Origin of the sequence: Microbacterium sp. MMO-35 (assembly GCF_037147555.1) — a bacterium.
Classification (GTDB): domain Bacteria; phylum Actinomycetota; class Actinomycetes; order Actinomycetales; family Microbacteriaceae; genus Microbacterium.
This window is the reverse complement of record NZ_JBBCVH010000002.1, coordinates 407,894-423,575: the sequence shown is the minus strand read 5'-3', so window position 1 is coordinate 423,575 and position 15,682 is coordinate 407,894. Positions and strand designations below refer to the sequence as shown.

Genomic DNA, 15,682 nt, shown 5'->3' with positions numbered 1-15,682 from the left:
CGCACGCAGAAGCGGGGCCGGTGGCGAACCACCGACCCCGCTCCGGTACCGCGGGTGCTTACTTCTCCCAGCCCACGTTCTCCACCGGGCCGACCCGGTAGAGGTCGAGACCGACGTAGGTCTCCGGGGTCAGGTTGGCGAGGCCCTTCTTCGCGACCTGGATCGAGGGACCGTTGTAGAGCGGGATGACGCCCCAGGTCTCCTTGATGATCTCCGGCTCGAGCTTCATCGCTGCGGCGGTCCACGCCTCGGCGGTGGTCTGCGACTCGACGTCCTTCTTGATCTTGTCGTCGATCGCGCTGGTGCCGGTGCTGGACAGGTTCAGGCTGCTGTCCGAGCAGTACATCTGGCAGAACCAGGCCGGGCCGAACGGGTCGGAGTCGGTGAACCGGAGGCCGAGGGCGTCCCAGTTCTTCGTGGCGACGTCGTTCGAGAAGTTCGACGGCGCACGCGTGTCGATCTTCAGGTCGATGCCGACGGCCTTCTCCTGCTGCTGCAGCGACTTGGCGAGGGCTGCCTGGACGGGGCTGTCGCTGAACACCGGGTAGGTGACGGTCAGCTTGACGCCGTCCTTCTCGCGCACGCCGTCCGAGCCGGCCTTCCAGCCGGCGTCGTCCAGGAGCTTCTTGGCGCCGGCGGCGTCGAACTTCAGGCCGGCGGCCTTGAAGGAGTCCTCGTAGCCCTTCTGGAAGGGGTAGAGGATCAGCGAGCCGGCGGACGGCTCGGTGTAGTCGAGACCGTTCCAGGCGACCTTCTTCTGCTGGTCGATGTCGATCGCCATGAAGAACGCCTGGCGCACCTTCGGGTCCTTCAGCTGCGGCTTGGAGCCGTCGAGCTGGATGACGGTCTTGGCGGTCTGCTGAGCGCGGTAGATGACGGCGTCCTTGACGTCCTTCACCTGCTTGATCGCGTCGGCCGAGGCGGTCTCGACCTGGTCGATCTCGCCGTTCTTGAAGGCGTTCAGCGATGCGGCGCGGTCCATGCCCGTGAAGGTGACCTTGTCGAGCAGCGGCTTGTCGCCCCACCACTTGTCGTTCGGCTCGAGGGTGACCTTCTGGCCGTTCACGTCGAAGTTGGTGATCTTGTACGGGCCGGCGCCCCACTCGGGGTGCGCGTTGCCGTTGTACCCCTCGTTGTAGATCTCCGGGGTGTTGACGTGCGGGTTCAGGATGCCGGTGAGGAAGGGCATCGACGGCCAGGCGAACTCGCGGTCGAACGTGACGATGACGTCCTTGTCCGTGTCGCCCTTCGTGACGGACTCGATGTCCTTGTACCCGTCGGTCGCGCTGGCCTTGTAGGCCTCGTTGGTGCCGTTGTTGGCCTTCCACGTGGCTTCGAAGGCGGTCCAGTCGATCGGCGAGCCGTCGTTCCAGACGGCCTTCTCGTTGATCTTCATCGTGACGACCGTCTTGCCGTCCTTGACCGTGGTGTCCCACTTGTCGAGGTAGTTCGGGTTCGCCTTGACGGTGCCGTCCGGGTCCATGAGGAACACCTGGGGGGTGTACCACGCAGCCAGACGCGAGGTGTCGGCGGTGCCGTCACCGTTCATGAAGTTCATCTGCGCCGGAACTTCGCTGATCCAGAAGTGCGCTTCGCCGCCCTGCTTGAGGTTCTCGCGCGGCTGCGGATTGTAGTCCGCGGTCTTGGTCTCCGCCGGCTTGTCGGTGCTGCCGCCGGTCGATCCTCCGGTCGCCGAGCAACCGCTGATGGCGATTGCCAGCGCCCCGCTGAGGGCGATGACGCCCCACAGCTTGTGCTGCCTTTTCATGGTTCTCCTTCGAATGCCTTTCGGCTTTTTGGGGACAGGGGACAGTTAACCTGCGTGAACCGGAACTTCCCGGCACATCGAGGCAACCGTTACCGTTTCGAGTTCAACGGACGCGGGCGGATTCAGCGCCAGTGGCAGGCGTTCGCGTGCGCGTCCGTGCCGTGCAGGGCCGGAGCCACGGTCTCGCACCGGGTGCGCTGCTCCTCCGGGAGCATCTTGTACAGCGGGCAGCGCGACGTGAACGAGCAGCCGGTGCGGCGGTCGGCGGGACTCGGCAGATCGCCCTGGAGGACGATGCGCTCCCGGGTGCGCTCGATGTCCGGATCCGGCACCGGGATCGCCGACAGCAGCGCCTGCGTGTACGGGTGCTGCGGGTCGTCGAAGATCTCGTCCACGTCGCCGTGCTCGACGAACTCGCCGAGGTACATGACCCCGACGCGGTCGGCGATGTGGCGGACCACGGAGAGGTCGTGCGCGACGAACAGATAGGACAGCCCGAGCTTCACCTTGAGCTCGTCGAGCAGGTTGATCACGCCGGCCTGGATGGACACGTCCAGCGCGGAGACCGGTTCGTCCAGGACGACGATCTTCGGGTTCGTGGCGAGCGCCCGGGCGATGCCGATGCGCTGGCGCTGGCCGCCCGAGAACGCCCCGGGGAAGCGGCTGGCGTGCGCAGGGTCGAGACCCACGAGATCCATGAGCTCGTCCACCCTGAGATCCGCCTCCGCACGCGGCACGCCGATCGCGCGCAGCGGCTCGGCGATCACGTCGGCGACGGTCAGGCGCGGATCGAGGGCGCCCATCGGGTCCTGGAAGACGATCTGCAGGTCGCGGCGGACGGTGCGCTCGGCCTTGCCGCCGTGCAGCTCCGACACCTTGGTGCCGGCGATCGTGATCTCGCCGTCGGACTGCTTCGCCAGATCCATGATCTGCAGCAGGGTCGTGGTCTTGCCGCAGCCGGACTCGCCGACGATGGCCATCGTCTCGCCCTCGCGGACGTCGAAGGTCAGCCCCTTGACGGCGTGCACCTCGCCGACCTTGCGCTTGAGGAACGCGCCCTTGGTGAGTGGGAACGTCTTCTGCATGTTGCGGACGTCGAGCGTCACCGCGCGCGCCTCGCGCGGCACGCGGTCCAGGGCGCTCGTGGGCAGCTCGGGGACGGGGTACACCGGCACGCCGCCGATGAGGCCGTTCTCGATCTCGTCGGCGCGCACGCACGCGACCCGGTGGTCGCCGCCCTCGCTCGTCGCGATGGCGCGCAGCTCGGGCTCCTTCGCGCGGCACGCCTCGGTGGCGATCGGGCAGCGCGCCACGAACGGGCACTCGTCGGGGAGGTTGATCAGCAGCGGGGGATTGCCCTTGATCGGCACCAGCGGCTGCTTCTCGGCCTTGTCGACGCGCGGGATCGCACCGAGCAGCCCGATGGAGTACGGCATCCGGGTCTCGTGGAACAGCTCGCGCACCGGCGCCTGCTCCACGGGCTTGCCCGCGTACATCACCAGCACGTCGTCGGCGGTCTTCGCGACCACGCCCATGTCGTGCGTGATCATGATGACCGCAGCGCCGGTCTCCCGCTGCGCCGTGGCGATGAGATCGAGGATCTGTGCCTGGATCGTCACGTCGAGCGCCGTCGTGGGCTCGTCGGCGATGATCAGCTTGGGGTTGTTCGCCATCGCGATCGCGATCACGACGCGCTGGCGCATGCCGCCGGAGAACTCGTGCGGGAATGACTTCAGGCGCCGCTCCGGGCTCGGGATGCCGACCAGGCGGAGCAGCTCGATCGCGCGCGCCGTGGCGTCCGCGTTCGACATGCTGCGATGCACCGTCAGCGCCTCGATGAGCTGGTCGCCCACGGTGAACACCGGGGTGAGCGAGGTGAGCGGATCCTGGAAGATCATCGCGATGCCGTTGCCGCGCAGCGCGGAGAGCTCCTTGTCGCTCTTGCCGACGAGCTCGATCCCGTCGAACATGATCGACCCGGTGACCTTGGCGTTCTCGTCGAGCAGCCCCATGATCGCGAGGGAGGTGACGGACTTCCCGGAGCCGGACTCGCCGACGATGCTGAGCGTGCGGCCCGGCTCGAGGTCGAAGGAGACGCCGCGGACGGCGTCGACGCGTCCGGATTCGGAGGCGAAGCTGACGTGCAGATCGCGGACGGAGAGAAGAGGAGCGGTCATGCGCGGCCTCCCGCCGCCGAGGTGGGATCGAGCGCGTCGCGCAGGCCGTCGGCGATGAGCGCCATCGAGACGGTGAGCAGCGTCAGCGCGGCGGCGGGGAAGTAGAAGGTCCACGGGGCGCTCGCGAGCGAGTTCGCGCCGATCCCGATGAGGGATCCGAGCGAGACGTCGGGGATCTTCACGCCGAAGCCGATGAAGGACAGCCCGGTCTCGGTGATGACCGCGCCGACGACGCCGAGGGTGAAGTTGATCACGAGCAGCGAGCCGATGTTCGGCAGCAGATGGCGCAGCACGATCGTCATGCCGGGAACGCCCATGTAGCGCGCGGCGTGCACGTACTCGCGCTCGCGCAGCGACAGCGACAGCGTCCAGATGACGCGGGCAGGCACGAACCAGCTGATGAAGATCATCGCGAGCGAGATCACGCGCCAGTCGCCGCCCGCGCTGGAGGAGACCAGCGAGAGGATCAGGAACGTCGGCACCACCATGAGGAAGTGGATGATCAGCAGGATGATCCGCTCGGTCGTGCCGCGGAAGTAGGCCGCAGCCGTGCCGACGACGGCGGAGATGACGGTCGTGCCGATGGAGACCGTCAGGGCGATCATCAGCGAGCGCTGCAGCCCGACGGTCGTCTGGGCGAACAGGTCGCCGCCGTCCGCCGCGGTGCCGAACCAGTGCGTGCCGTCCGGCGGGGTGCCGAGGGAGAGGAAGTCGAGCTCGCTGAAGCTGAAGCGCGCGACGAGCGGGCCGAAGACCGCGAACAGCACGAGGAGCGCGAAGATGAACACGCCCGCGACGGCGGGGCGGTTGCGCACGAATCGGCGGTAGTAGAGCCGGAACGTGCCGATGCGCTTGCGCGGGATGCGCGCGGCGGTCGTGTCGGGCCCGACCGGGGGCTGGACGGTTGCGGAGGTCATGTCAGCTCACCCTCACTCGTGGGTCGAGGATCACCACGGCGATGTCGGCGAGGATGGCGCCGATCGCCGTGAGCACAGCGGTGAAGGCGGCGATCGCCACCACACCGTGCACGTCGTTGGTTCCGATGGTCTGCACGAAGTACCGGCCCATGCCGTTCCACGCGAAGATCGTCTCGGTCAGCACGGCGCCCGTGAAGACCGCGGGGATGTTGAACGCGAGCTGGGTCGCGACCGGGATCATCGAGGTGCGCAGCGCGTGCTTGCGGATGGCCTGCTGCTTGGTGAGGCCCTTCGCGCGCGCCGTGCGCACGTAGTCGGCCTTGATGTTGTCCAGCAGCAGGGAGCGCTGCAGGAAGTGGTAGCTGGAGTAGCCGATGAACACGAGGGCGATGGTCGGCAGGACCAGGTGCTGCAGCGTGTCGATCAGCACGGGGAAGAACCCGGTCACCCCGTCGCTGCTGGCGCCGGTGACGTAGAACAGCCGGAAGCCGAGGGCGTCGTTGATCGCGATCGCGCCGAGCACGATGACGAGCGCCGCCACGACGATCGGGATGTTCATGGTGACGATCGAGATGCCCTGCCACACGCGGTCCGCGAGCTTGTACTGCCGGGACGCCGTGTAGACGCCGAGCCCGATGCCGAGGACGGCGGCGATGATCGTCGCGCCGAGCACGAGCTCTCCGGAGACCCACATGCGGTACGCGATCTGCGCGTTCACCGACTGGCCGACCGGGCTCACGCCCCAGTTCCAGTGCAGCAGGATGTCCGTGAACCAGTGCCACCAGCGCTGCAGCAACGGCACGGTGTCGCTGAGGTTGCGGGGTTCGAGGAGGCGGTTGATCTGGTCTTCGCTCAGCGGAGGGCGACGTCCGATGTAGTTGCTGCGTGGATCCAGGAAGGCCCATGCGAGGAAGTACGTGACGTTGGTCGCCACCACGATCATGAGAAGCCAGCCGAGGGTTCGGCGCAGCAGGAACTTGATCAAGATGGTGTTCTCTCTCTTGTCACAGACGCCGCACGGGATCTCCGACGCAGCGCTGGGTCGATGTCATTCAACACCACCCGAGACCGGTGACGCGGTGCTCCGTCCGCGCTTCGCGGGACGGAGTGTTGCCGACTCTGAGACCCGGTTCCGGATCGCGGCAACCTCGCGAGACTATCACCGGCCGCACGCTCGCCCGTATATCGGACGCGCCACCCGCCGTGTCCCGTCCGCGGAGGGGAACGGCCACCGCGGGCGTCCCGGCGCTCCCGTAGAATCGATGGGATACCCGGTTCGCTCCGGGAAAGCCCGATCCGCCCGCCGGACCCCGCATCGTTCAGGACCCCATGTCACCTCGCGCCCTCACTCCGCTGCAGCCGGCTGCCACGCCCCCGCAGCAGATCCGCAACTTCTGCATCATCGCCCACATCGACCACGGCAAGTCGACCCTGGCCGACCGGATGCTCCAGATCACCGGTGTGGTCTCCGACCGCGACATGCGCGCGCAGTACCTGGACCGGATGGACATCGAGCGCGAGCGCGGCATCACGATCAAGAGCCAGGCCGTGCGCATGCCCTGGCAGATCGACGGCGAGACGTTCGCCCTCAACATGATCGACACGCCGGGACACGTCGACTTCACCTACGAGGTGTCGCGTTCGCTCGCCGCCTGCGAGGGCGCGATCCTCCTCGTCGACGCGGCGCAGGGCATCGAGGCGCAGACGCTCGCGAACCTCTACCTCGCGCTCGAGAACGACCTCACGATCATCCCGGTCCTGAACAAGATCGATCTCCCGGCGGCCGAGCCGGAGAAGTACGCGAAGGAGCTCGCCGACCTCATCGGGGGCAGCCCCGACGACGTGCTGCGCGTGTCCGGCAAGACGGGCGCCGGCGTCGAGGACCTGCTCGACCGGCTGGTGCAGGAGATCCCGGCCCCGATCGGCGACGCCGACGCCCCGGCCCGCGCGATGATCTTCGACTCCGTCTACGACGCCTATCGTGGCGTGGTGACCTACGTCCGGATGGTCGACGGCAAGCTCGCCCCGCGCGAGCGGATCCAGATGATGTCCACCGGCGCCAACCACGAACTCCTCGAGATCGGCGTCTCCAGTCCCGAGCCCGTGCCCTCCAAGGGCCTGGGCGTCGGCGAGGTGGGCTACCTCATCACCGGTGTGAAGGACGTGCGCCAGTCCAAGGTCGGCGACACGATCACCCACGCCCGCAAGCCCGCGGCCGAGGCTCTCGCCGGCTACACCGACCCCAAGCCGATGGTCTTCAGCGGCATCTACCCGATCGACGGCAGCGACTACGCCGAACTGCGCGAGGCGCTGGACAAGCTCAAGCTCTCCGACGCGTCGCTGCAGTACGAGCCGGAGACCTCGGTCGCGCTCGGCTTCGGCTTCCGCTGCGGCTTCCTCGGACTGCTGCACCTGGAGATCATCACCGAGCGCCTCAGCCGCGAGTTCGGCCTCGACCTCATCACGACGGCGCCGAGCGTGATCTACGAGGTGCTCACGAGCGACACCGGCGAGACGGTGACGGTGACCAATCCGAGCGAGTACCCGGACGGGCGGATCGGATCCGTCTCGGAGCCGATGGTCAAGGCCGCGATCCTGCTGCCGAAGGACTACGTCGGAACCGTCATGGAGCTGTGCCAGTCGCGACGCGGCTCGCTGCTGGGCATGGAGTACTTCTCCGAGGAGCGCGTCGAGCTGCGCTACAACATGCCGCTCGGCGAGATCGTGTTCGACTTCTTCGACCAGCTCAAGTCGAAGACCCAGGGCTACGCCTCGCTCGACTACGAGCCCAGCGGATCCCAGGAGGCCGACCTGGTCAAGGTCGACATCCTGCTGCAGGGCGAGAAGGTCGACGCGTTCAGCTCGATCGTGCATCGGGACAAGGCCTACGCCTACGGCACGATGATGGCCGAGCGGCTGCGCAAGCTCATCCCGCGCCAGCAGTTCGAGGTGCCGATCCAGGCCGCGATCGGCGCGCGCATCATCGCCCGCGAGACGATCCGCGCGATCCGCAAGGACGTGCTCGCCAAGTGCTACGGCGGTGACATCACCCGCAAGCGCAAGCTCCTCGAGAAGCAGAAGGAGGGCAAGAAGCGCATGAAGATGGTCGGCCGCGTCGAGGTCCCCCAGGAGGCGTTCATCGCGGCGCTCTCCGGCGACGTCGAGGGCAAGGACAAGAAGTAGGCGGCAGCCTCAGACACTCGCGACCGCGCGTCGGCGCGCCTCGATCAGGGCGTTCCGGGTATCGGCGGGGATGCGGCCCGACGCGACCATCGTCAGCGGCAGCGGCGGGGGAGCCGGCAGATCGAGCTCGCGGAGCTGCGACTCGGTCCGGTGAAAGGCGGGCAGAGCGGTGATGCCCGCCCCGGAGCGCACGGTCGCGAGGACGCTCGAGAGGTCGAGGCACTCGCGCACGACCGTGCGCGACTCTCCCGCCGTCGTCGCGAGGATCGCATCGCGCAGGGTGCACGGCGGCGAGAACACGACGAGCCCGGCGTCGGCGGGGGCGCCCGCCGCGCCGAACCAGGCGAGCGGGACGGCGCCGATGTCGATGCGCCCCGGACCCAGATCGCCATAGCCGAGGACGACGTCGGCCGTGTGCGCACGGACGAAACGGCGCAGGCTGTCGGTGCGGTGGAACCGGAACCGGACTCTCCGCTCGGGGTGGCGTTCGGCGAGGACGCGGGTGACCGTCCGCAGGACCGAGGCGTTGGCCATGTCGGTCGACGCGACCACGATGTCGCCGCCCGGAGTCCCGACGATCCGGTCGAGCGCCTCGTCGTGCAGCGCGACGATGCGATGCGCATCGCGCACGAGCGACTCCCCGGCGACGGTGAACGCGATGCTGCGTCCGCGGCGCTCGACGAGAGGCAGCCCGAGCGTGCCCTCGAGGCGGCGCAGGTGCGCCGAGACCGTGGGCTGGGAGAGGTGCAGCGCGGCCGCCGCACGGCCGACACCGGCGAAGGCCGCGACGGCGATGAGGCTGCGCAGCTCCGAGATCTCCATGCTGCTCATGGATCCATCCTGCGACAGCAGAATGCAGGACAGGATCATCCATCAGGATTCGTGATGGAATGCGCCGACCGGCTCGACGAACGGCGAACCTGACCGCATGACCAGATCGACGATCGCCCTCTCGGCGTGCACCATGGTGACCCTCTACGCCGTGAACTACGCGCTGACCTCGCTCGCCCTGCGCGCGACGAGTCCTTTCCTGCTGCTCCTGCTGCGCTTCGCCCTCTCCGTCCTGGTGCTGCTCGTGGTCTGCGCGCTGCTGCGCACACCCGTCCCGCGCGGCCGCCTGCTGGCCGCCGCGGCCGGTGCGGGGCTGCTCTCGCAGGCGGGGCAGTTCGTCGGCACCTACTGGGCGCTCGGGCACGGCGTCGGCGCGGGGTTCACCGCGCTCGTGATCGCCATGAATCCCGTCGTCACCGCGCTCCTCTCCCGGTGGATCCTGCGACGGCGGGCCTCCCGCCGGGCGCTGCTGTCGACCGCGCTGGGAGCCGCGGCCGTGATCGTCGCCTGCCTGCCGACCGTGCTCGCGGATCCGCGGATCGGGCCGACGATCCTCGCCGTGGGCGGGTCGCTGCTCGCGGTCTCGCTCGGGGCGCTCTGGCAGGGGCGGTCCCTGCACCGGGTCCATCCCGCGATGTTCACACTGATCGGAGTCGTCGTCTCCACCCCGGTCGCGGGGGCGCTCGCGCTGACCGAACCCGCGCGTCCACCCGCCGGCCTCGCGTCCTGGTCGCTCCTCGGCGGCATCGTCGCGATCGGCCTGGGTGGCACCGTGCTGTACTCGGCGCTCGTCCGTGGCGTCGGCGCGGATGCCGCGTCGATCCTGTTCAGCGTGATCCCGGCAGCCACCGCCGTCGCAGCCCTGATCGTGCTGGGCGAGCCGCTGTCCGTCGCGGGCGTGGCCGGGCTGGTCCTCGGGGCGGCCGCCTCTGCGCTGCGACTCGGTGACGACCGCCCTCCCGCGGCGAGATCCGACCGTTCCGGGAACGGGGACGACGCGCGCGCCCGTGCGAACAGCATCCCAGCCTTGGGAGAACCTGGGTGAGTCCGTCGGGCCCGGCCAGTAGTCTGGTTGTCATGCGTCGCGGGACATTCCGAGAAGGAACGGTGGACTATGCCGCCGTGGGGGCGACCCACGCGCCCGACCTGATGCAGTATCCGCCGGAGCGCAGCATCCCGGCCGAGGAGTCCTGGCGGCTCGGAAGCGGCGAGGAGCGGTTCCGCACGGCCGGTGACGCGCTGCTGTCGTGGACGGCGCAGCGCGCGGCGGGCCTGCAGCTGACGGATGTGCGCCCCGCCTCCAGCCCCGGGTACGCCGGTGTCAGCTTCGACGCGGAGGGCAACCCGATCGCGCCGAGCCACGCCGAGGTCGAGCCGCGCTACGACGAGGACGGCACGCCGTGGGCGGGTCCCGGCATGACCCTGAAGCTACACGGCCGCGTCGGCGGCATGCGCGCCGACGCCGAGCTGCGGGTGATCTCGGTGACCGAGCAGACGCACCGGATCGGCTTCGTGCTCGGCACGGTCGACGGCTCCGTCGTGAGCGGCGAGGAGTCCTTCGACATCGAGTGGAACGACGCCGACGAGGTGTGGTTCACCGTGCGCGCCTTCGATCGGCCGAACAGCTTCCTGTATCGAACGGTGCCGTATCTCGTGAAGCGCCGTCGCCGTGAGCTGTTCGCGCGCTACCTACGGGCGATCTCGCCGCTGTACGCGACTCCCGTCTGATGGTCCGACTCTGATGGCCGGACCGCTCCCGCTCGGGGATCCGGCACCGGCGGACGGACGCCTGCCCGCCGACCTGTCGATCGATCCCGCCACGCCGTTCTCCGCGTACCTGCACGTGCCGTTCTGCCGCGTGCGCTGCGGCTACTGCGACTTCAACACGTACACCGCGTCCGAGCTGCGCGGCGCACGTCAGGACGCCTACGCCGACACGCTGATCGGGGAGATCGGGCTGGCGCGTGCGGTGCTCTCCGAGCACGCCCCGCTGCGTCCGCTGAGCACCGTGTTCTTCGGTGGCGGCACGCCGACCCTGCTGCCGGCGGGCGATCTCGGGCGCATGCTCGGCGCCGCGATCGACGCGTTCGGCATCGTCGACGGCGCCGAGGTCACCGTGGAGGCCAATCCCGACACCGTCACCCCGTCGGTCGCCGAGGAGCTCGCCGCCGCGGGCGTCACCCGGATGTCGATCGGCATGCAGTCCGCCGTGCCTCACGTGCTGGCGGCGCTCGACCGCACGCACCGGCCGGAGAACGTGCGCACCGCGGTCGAGGCGGCGCGCGCCGCCGGGCTCGCGGTCAGCGTCGATCTCATCTACGGGGCGCCGGGGGAGTCGCTGGAGGACTGGCGCGCCTCGCTCGAGACCGCGGTGGACCTGCGTCCCGATCACATCTCCGCCTATGCGCTGATCATCGAGGACGGCACGAAGCTCGCGCGTCAGATCCGCCGCGGCGAGGTGCCCGCGCCGGACGACGACCTGCAGGCCGACATGTACGAGCTCGCCGACACCGCACTGGCGGACGCGGGATTCGACTGGTACGAGGTGAGCAACTGGGCCCGGCGGAGCACGGGGGACGCCGGCTCGGAGAAGGGCGGCGGCGACCGGCGCTCCCGCCACAACATGGCGTACTGGCGCGGCACCGACTGGTGGGGCTTCGGTCCCGGTGCGCACAGCCACGTCGCCGGGCTCCGCTGGTGGAACGTGAAGCATCCTGCCGCCTACGCGCAGCGACTCGCGACGGGGGAGTCCCCGGCGGCCGGCACCGAGCGTCCCGACGCGGAGGCGGCCCAGCTGGAGCGGATCCTGCTCCGCTCGCGGATGGCCGAGGGCCTGCCTCTGGACGACCTCGCTCCTGAGGCGAGGACCCGGGTCGCGGGGCTCATCGCCGACGGCCTGGTCGATGCAGGGGCGGCTCTGCGGGGGACGCTCGTCCTCACCCGGCGCGGGCGCCTGCTCGCCGACGCCGTGGTGCGGGCGCTGACGGACTGACCGGGGACCGGTCGATCGTCTCGGAGCTCAGGCCCGGGGCGTCGGCAGCAGATCCACCACGACGGTGCGGCGCTGCGGGCCGACCACGGGATCGCCGCCGGAACCGGCGAACAGCGCCGCCGTCCGCTGCGCGCCGTAGGCGGGCCAGCCGGGATCGCCGTCGTGGATGAACCGCACCCAGGCGTCGTGCATCGCCGTGGCGAGGGACTGCGGTGCGTCGGCGCCGGCGATCCGGAGGGATTCGGGGTCTGCGAGCACGTCGAAGACGAACGGGATCTCGAGGGCATGGGCGGCGCGGAGGTCGCGCACGGCACTCGGCCACGAGAACTCGTAGAGGTGGGTCGCCGTGCCGGACCGCGCCTGTGCGGCCCGGGTGGCGGGCGCGCGGAGCAGCAGGTCGGTCGCGAGCTGGCCGAACACCTCGCCGGTGCTCGCGCCCGGGTGATCCGTCCGCACGGCGCGGACCGCCGCCGCCGGGATGCGCAGCGCGAGCCGGGCGAGGAGCAGCTTCGCCGGACGGATGGCGGCGAGCGCCTCCGGCGGGAACCAGAGCCGGTACTCGTCGGTGTTGGTGCCGATCAGGATCGGCACATCGGCGTCCCGCAGCGCCTCGTGCGGCGAGCTCGGCAGGGTCTCCTCGTCGATCACGAGGGCGAACCCCGGTGCGCCGCCGAGCGGCGAGGATCCGGCGGACTGGGCGTGCCGCGCCTCGAGGAGCGCGTCCGGAGCGAGGGCGGTGAACGCCTCCGCGGTGGCGGGCACTCCGAGACGTGCGGCGAGCTGCCGGGTCACTCTGCCGCCGCGCGCCGGGGACGACGCCAGCAGCGGACCGGACTGGATGATCCCGCCGCACACGAGGGCGCGGGTGTCGGCGCGGGAGAGCAGTGCGGCGACGAGCGCCCCGCCGGCGGACTCGCCCATGAGGGTGATTCGATCCGGGTCGCCCCCGAACGCGGCGATCTCCTCGTGCACCCAGCGGAGGGCCGCCGCCGCGTCCTGGAGCCCCAGGTTGCGCGGCGCCCCGTCGAGCACCGAGAAGCCTTCAGATCCCAGCCGGTAGTTGATGCTGACGAACACGATCCCGTCGCGGGCGAACGCGGTGCCGTCATAGAGGGACAGCGCCGCCGTTCCCCGCTCCAGCGCGCCGCCGTGGATCCACAGCACGACCGGTGCGGAACGGGCGCCGACCGGGGCCCATACGTTCGCGGTGAGGATGTCGTCGCCGTCGATGCGGAGGCTGCCGAGGATCTCGGCCGTCGCCCCGGCGTAGGGCAGCTGCGGAGCGGTCGGGCCGAACGCCGAGGCATCGCGCGGCGCCGACCACGCCTCAGGCGGCTCGGGGCTGCGGAAGCGGCGGGGCCCGAAAGGCGGTGCGGCGTACGGGATGCCGAGATGGCGGTCGACGCCGTCGATGCGGCGTCCGATGAGCTCGCCGGTGGAGATCCGCGTGCGCACGGCGTCGTGGTCCATGGCGCCATCCTAGGCAGAACCGCGTCCCCGTCCTCCGGGCCCGGGCGCTCCCGCGGTTCTGGAGGCGTCCGCGGTCCCTGAGCCCGCCGGGAGGCCCGGCAGGATAGGATTGGCACTCAGGATGCACGAGTGCCAGCGGTGAGGAGGGGCGATGGTCTCAGAACGGGGACTCCAGGTGCTCCGCGCCATCGTCGAGGACTACGTCGAGACGAATGAGCCGGTCGGCAGCAAGTCGATCGTGGAGCGGCACGCCTTCGGCGTGTCCGCCGCGACGATCCGCAACGACATGGCCCAGCTCGAGGACGAGGACCTCATCGCGGCGCCGCACACCTCCTCCGGGCGGGTGCCGACGGACAAGGGCTATCGCGTCTTCGTCGACCACCTCGCGCAGGTGCGGCCGCTCTCCGCGGCGCAGCGCAGCGCGATCACCGCGTTCCTCGCGGACCCCGCCGACCTCGACGACCTCATGGTGCGCACCGTGCGCGTGCTCACCCGGCTGACCGGGCAGGTCGCCCTCGCGCAGTATCCGTCCTTCGCGCGCGCACATGTCACGCACGTCGAGCTCGTCGCGCTGGCCCCGAACCGCCTGCTCATCGTGCTCGTGACGGACGCCGGCGGCGTGTCGCAGCGCATCGTCCCGCTGCCGGTCGAGCTCGACGAGTCCGAGCTCGGGATGCTCCGCGCGGCGATCACCGAACTGCTCACCGGACACTCGGTGCGCCGCGGCGCCGAGCGGGTCCAGGCAGCGGGAGAGACCTCGTACGGCCCCCGTGTCGACGCCGCGCGGGCCGCGCTGCTGCGGGCGGTGGCCGAAGAGCTCGCCGAGTTCCGCCAGGAGCGCCTGGTCATGGCGGGCGCCGCCACGCTGGCACGCCGCGAGCACGACTTCCGCGGCAGCATCCATCCGCTCCTCGAGGCGATCGAGGAGCAGGTGACGCTGCTGCGGCTGATGAGCGAGATGCGCGTCGACGAGCACGGGCTCGCGGCGAGCATCGGCACGGAGAACGCCGCGTTCGGTCTCGGCGAGGCCTCGATCGTCGCGAGCGACTATCTCACCCACTCCGGGACCGCACGCGTCGGCGTGATGGGCCCGACCCGCATGGACTACCAGAGCAACCTCGCGGCGGCGCGGGCCGTGGCCCGCTACCTGTCCCGGCTGCTCGAAGAGGACGAGTCCGGCCGGTGACCGGCCGCACGACAGACACGCCGCCGCAGGGCGGCCCGGAAAGGCGATGGTGACGGATCACTACGAGGTCCTCGGCGTCTCGCGCGACGCGAGCGAGGACGAGATCAAGAAGGCGTATCGACGGCTCGCCCGGCAGCTGCACCCCGACGTGAACCCGAGCGAGGAGGCCGCGGAGCGGTTCAAGTCGGTCACGCACGCCTACGACGTGCTCAGCGACGCCGATTCGCGACGCCGCTACGACATGGGCGGCGACCAGAACGGCAACGGCGGATTCGGCGGGTTCGGCGGCTTCGGGGACATCTTCGAGACCTTCTTCGGCGGCGGAGGGGCGCGGTCCGCCCGGCCCCGTTCGCGCCGGGAGCGCGGCCAGGACGCCCTGGTGCGGGTGACGCTCGACCTCGGCGACGTCGTGTTCGGTGTGCACCGCGACATCGAGGTCGACACCGCGGTGCTGTGCGAGACCTGTCAGGGTTCCTGCTGCGCGGACGGCACCTCGCCCGTGACCTGCGACATCTGCGGCGGATCCGGGCACGTGCAGCAGCAGGTGCGGAGCCTGCTCGGCAACGTCCTCACGACCGCGCCCTGCGGGTCGTGCGAGGGCTTCGGCACGACGATCCCGTTCCCGTGCCAGACCTGCAACGGCCAGGGCCGGGTGCGTTCGCGCCGGACGGTCGGGCTCGACATCCCCGCCGGCGTCGAGACCGGTCTGCGCCTGCAGCTTCCCGGCTCCGGTGAGGTGGGCCGCGCGGGCGGTCCGAACGGCGATCTGTACGTCGAGGTCACGGTGACGCCGCACGCGCGCTTCAGCCGCGAGGGCGATGACCTGCTCGCGACCCTCGAGGTCGCGATGAGCGACGCGATCCTGGGCACCACGACGACGATCGAGTCGCTCGACGGCCCGGTGGATCTGGAGATCCGCCAGGGTCTGCAGTCCGGCGACGTGCTCACGATCAAGGGCCGTGGGGTCACGCCGCTGCGGGGCACGCAGCGCGGAGACCTGCGGGTGGGCGTGCAGGTGCTCACCCCCACGAAGCTCGACCACAAGCAGCGTCAGCTCATCGAGGACTTCGCCAAGCGCACGAAGGCGCCGGCACCACGGCTCGCCGAGTTCCATCAGGGCCTGTTCTCCAAGCTGCGCGACCGGTTCCGCGGCTGACG

Annotated in this window: 12 protein-coding genes; 6 read left to right on the top strand and 6 right to left on the bottom strand. The window is 70.2% G+C overall.

Going from position 1 to position 15,682, the window contains the following annotated elements:
* Positions 1-58 precede the first annotated feature (58 nt).
* The 4 genes from WFJ01_RS05360 to WFJ01_RS05345 all read right to left on the bottom strand — a co-directional run bounded on the left by WFJ01_RS05360 (position 59) and on the right by WFJ01_RS05345 (position 5,847).
* Positions 59-1,768 carry an ABC transporter family substrate-binding protein gene (locus tag WFJ01_RS05360; RefSeq protein WP_251441371.1) on the bottom strand — a complete coding sequence of 570 codons (1,710 nt, stop codon included), beginning with the start codon at positions 1,766-1,768 and terminating at the stop codon, positions 59-61.
* Positions 1,769-1,890: 122 nt separating this feature from the next.
* Positions 1,891-3,945: an ABC transporter ATP-binding protein gene (locus WFJ01_RS05355; RefSeq protein ID WP_336628412.1), complete on the bottom strand. Its 2,055-nt coding sequence runs from the start codon at positions 3,943-3,945 to the stop codon at positions 1,891-1,893.
* Entirely contained in the window at positions 3,942-4,862 is a 921-nt protein-coding gene (locus WFJ01_RS05350; RefSeq protein WP_251441357.1) for an ABC transporter permease, read from the bottom strand. Before WFJ01_RS05350 ends, WFJ01_RS05355 begins: the two co-directional genes overlap by 4 nt.
* A 1-nt stretch (position 4,863) precedes the next feature.
* Positions 4,864-5,847, bottom strand: a complete 984-nt coding sequence (locus tag WFJ01_RS05345) for an ABC transporter permease (RefSeq protein ID WP_251441354.1) — start codon at positions 5,845-5,847, stop codon at positions 4,864-4,866.
* 344 nt (positions 5,848-6,191) lie between these two features.
* On the opposite strand from WFJ01_RS05345, the gene lepA reads away from it, so the two are divergent.
* The gene (gene lepA / locus WFJ01_RS05340; RefSeq protein WP_336628411.1) at positions 6,192-8,045 is read left to right on the top strand and encodes a translation elongation factor 4; all 1,854 of its coding nucleotides are present in this window, start codon (positions 6,192-6,194) and stop codon (positions 8,043-8,045) included.
* Between the two features lie 9 nt (positions 8,046-8,054).
* Here the strand turns inward: lepA and WFJ01_RS05335 are convergent, their stop codons facing one another.
* A complete protein-coding gene (locus tag WFJ01_RS05335) occupies positions 8,055-8,876 on the bottom strand; it encodes a LysR family transcriptional regulator (protein ID WP_336628410.1) in 822 nt (273 codons plus the stop codon).
* Between the two features lie 97 nt (positions 8,877-8,973).
* On the opposite strand from WFJ01_RS05335, the gene WFJ01_RS05330 reads away from it, so the two are divergent.
* Genes WFJ01_RS05330 through hemW form a run of 3 tightly spaced genes read left to right on the top strand, consistent with a single transcriptional unit; the run spans position 8,974 to position 11,868 of the window.
* A complete protein-coding gene (locus tag WFJ01_RS05330; RefSeq protein WP_336628409.1) occupies positions 8,974-9,921 on the top strand; it encodes a DMT family transporter in 948 nt (315 codons plus the stop codon).
* A gap of 32 nt (positions 9,922-9,953) precedes the next feature.
* On the top strand, positions 9,954-10,604 hold the full coding sequence (locus WFJ01_RS05325) for a DUF1990 family protein (protein ID WP_251441199.1): 651 nt from the start codon (positions 9,954-9,956) through the stop codon (positions 10,602-10,604).
* A 13-nt stretch (positions 10,605-10,617) separates the two neighbouring features.
* On the top strand, positions 10,618-11,868 hold the full coding sequence (gene hemW, locus WFJ01_RS05320; RefSeq protein WP_336628408.1) for a radical SAM family heme chaperone HemW: 1,251 nt from the start codon (positions 10,618-10,620) through the stop codon (positions 11,866-11,868).
* Between the two features lie 27 nt (positions 11,869-11,895).
* On the opposite strand, the gene WFJ01_RS05315 is transcribed toward hemW, so the two are convergent.
* The gene (locus tag WFJ01_RS05315; protein WP_336628407.1) at positions 11,896-13,338 is read right to left on the bottom strand and encodes a carboxylesterase/lipase family protein; all 1,443 of its coding nucleotides are present in this window, start codon (positions 13,336-13,338) and stop codon (positions 11,896-11,898) included.
* Between the two features lie 151 nt (positions 13,339-13,489).
* Between WFJ01_RS05315 and hrcA the strand changes: the two genes are divergently transcribed.
* On the top strand, positions 13,490-14,524 hold the full coding sequence (hrcA, locus tag WFJ01_RS05310) for a heat-inducible transcriptional repressor HrcA (RefSeq protein WP_251441135.1): 1,035 nt from the start codon (positions 13,490-13,492) through the stop codon (positions 14,522-14,524).
* Positions 14,525-14,573: 49 nt separating this feature from the next.
* The gene (dnaJ, locus tag WFJ01_RS05305) at positions 14,574-15,680 is read left to right on the top strand and encodes a molecular chaperone DnaJ (protein WP_336628610.1); all 1,107 of its coding nucleotides are present in this window, start codon (positions 14,574-14,576) and stop codon (positions 15,678-15,680) included.
* Positions 15,681-15,682: the final 2 nt, after the last annotated feature.